Origin of the sequence: Lactococcus sp. SK2-659 (assembly GCF_020218185.2) — a bacterium.
GTDB classification, from domain to species: domain Bacteria; phylum Bacillota; class Bacilli; order Lactobacillales; family Streptococcaceae; genus Lactococcus; species Lactococcus lactis.
Genome location: NZ_JAIWQZ020000010.1, coordinates 1 through 2,670 on the forward strand (window position 1 = coordinate 1; position 2,670 = coordinate 2,670).

General features: G+C 35.2%; 1 protein-coding gene and 1 pseudogene. One reads left to right on the top strand and one right to left on the bottom strand.

Annotation, left to right across the window (positions count from 1 at the left end; translation table 11 throughout):
• A pseudogene (locus LDP15_RS12090) lies at nucleotides 1–582 on the bottom strand (IS6 family transposase); the annotation flags it as partial.
• A 403-nt stretch (nucleotides 583–985) separates the two neighbouring features.
• Between LDP15_RS12090 and LDP15_RS12095 the strand changes: the two are divergent.
• The coding region (locus LDP15_RS12095) for a hypothetical protein (protein WP_373442503.1) at nucleotides 986–2,670 on the top strand (1,685 nt) is incomplete at its 3' end.

The following is a 2,670-nucleotide window of genomic DNA, read 5'->3' on the forward strand; positions in this document are numbered from 1 at the left end:
CCATGCCCTTAATCGTGAAAGAGGCTGTACGGAGACTTTGATAAAATTTATTCCGTCGTTTAATAGGTCGATGGTCTTGTTCTATTAAATTGTTAAGATACTTCACAGTTCGGTGCTCTGTCTTAGTATATAAACCCACACTCTGTAACTTTCTAAAGGCGGAGCCAAGAGAAGGTGCTTTATCGGTCACAATTGCTTTCGGCTCACCAAACTGTTTATGGAGTCGTTTTAAGAAAGCATAGGCTGCTTGCGTATCCCGTTTCTTTCGTAACCAGATATCTAAGGTTAAGCCGTCCGCATCAATTGCACGATAAAGATAATGCCAACGTCCCTTAATTTTGATATAGGTTTCGTCCATTTTCCATGAATAGAAGGATTGTCTATTTTTCTTCTTCCAAAGATAATAGAGGACTTTGCTGTACTCTTGCACCCAACGATAAATCGTTGTATGGCATACATTAATTCCTCGGTCATAAAAAGCATCTCTTGTACTTCACGATAGCTCAAATTGTAACGCAAATAACAACCTACAGCTACAATCATCACGTCTTTTTTGAATTGTTTGCCTTTAAAATGGTTCATTACTCTGTCCTCTCTGTCTTTTTTCTCAATTTTACACTAAAATAGATTTTTTGGAAAACTTTGCAACAGAACCGAACTCTCTTCATTGTATCGTTTTCTGCTGAAATCAAAGTATTAACGGGTATATCTGCTTAAAAGGACAGATAATCAGAAATATCTTTTTTGAATTTTAAACTTCGCAACAGAACCAAATTGGGCCTTGAAAGCCTTACCACCAAAGTGTTGTATGAAAACATTTCTTATGATATAATATCTTTAAATAGCTTAAACTAATCTTAATTTTAAAACCAATTATAATTTGAGGTATCTGAAATAGATTAATTTTCCTATTTTATTTCAAAACATTGCAATATGAAGTTGTCCGGTAAATTCGATCGGCGCATATTTTTTGAAAGGATATCTTATGAACGTTGTCAAAAAACCTTTATTTATCAAAACCTTTATATTTATATTTGGTTTAACAATCTCATCGCTTGTTAAAGGAGGAGTCTATGCTTCTACTTATCTAGAATCGAACAAGAATTATTATACCGATCCTGCCATAAGCCGTGGTTTTCTAGATAGCCCTATTTCTAAGGAACTATTGGGAGATCAGAATTGGAACATGTTTCAGGTAGCTGTTTCTAAAAACTTAGTTTCCTACAACCCTGGAATGACATTTAATCAGTATTATTTAGCAAATAATATTTCTCCAGAAGATAATTTCATTGTTTACCCAGGCTTAACAAATCAAATAGTTCGTCTAAAGTCAGGTGCGTATTTGAACGCAAACCCCAATCCAAAAGGAGCTAAAGATGACAGTGGCAATGTTGTTGATTATATCACTTATGTAGGTCCTACTGATGATCGAGGGGCTTACTGGGGAGACAAAGAGCTGGAAGATCCAGTATTGTTCTCTCGTCTAACAGTTGGAGAATTGCCATCAGCAAGCGAAGGAACACTTGGTCTTTTCAACTCAGGAACTTATCTCTTTCCAACTCAGATAGGTTATGGAGAAAACGCTACAGTTAACGACTATATGTTGACCCCAGGTAATGATTTTATTATTCCAACTCGGTTTAATACAATAAGGAATGATGTATATCTCACAATGAGAAGTAGGGCCTATTTTGGAGCAGGATTACAGGGAGCTCAAGCTTCCCTAACAGCGACTTCTAATGGTAAAACTGTTGTTGGTTCTTCTGAAAATTCAAAATTCTATATTGATACTAATAGTAATGTTTACTTAACTAAACAAGGTTTTGATCAATTAGGTAATTTTGGAAAATTTATGGCTCCTTCAGTCTATACTTCAGCGAGTAATAATCTAAAAAAAGTAGGAATTGATAAATTCTCAGCAATGATGAATAAAGGGCTCTCCTCAATACAGTCAAATAGCGGTGCCAGTACTATTGTTTCCGGTAATGGAGGCCAAATACAACTGAGCGGGTTTAATAGGGAAACAGATTTAGATGGGGCCTTCAGTTCAAGCATATCTGATAGAGAAAATGATGCTTTAAAAAATACAGATGTCAACTTTTATATGTACACAAATGGGAACACAGAAACAAATGTGACCACGCCATTAGCACCAAACGGGTATCATCTTTATTCTCCAAACGTTTCAGAATTTAAAATTCAAACCACTAGACCATATTTTAGCTGGACGGGTGATATATCTAATGCTATAAAAATATCGGAAGCAAATGCGGATTTCGATGACTTATTAGGGTCTAATAGTCTTCAAGTTACTGACAATGGGGTAGATTCAGATGGAAAGTCTATATCTGTTGATCTGAACAGGGTTAGGATTCGAATTAGTGAAGATGAAGGAAGCACATATTCCAGTAATTCGTATACCCTTGATGAGTTAAAAACACTTCTAACAAGTGGTAATATTACAATTCCTAAAATAGTTATTGCTTATACATATTCAGCAACTGATTCAAAAACGGATAATATTGGAAAACTTCCTAGTGAAATTGATGATAATACTGGAGCTTATGCTGTTCCTTTTACACGTACACTGACAAATGATATCCCAGATAAGAAGAGTAGCATTACTGTTAATTACGTAGATACATCTGGTAATACAATTTCTGATAATGT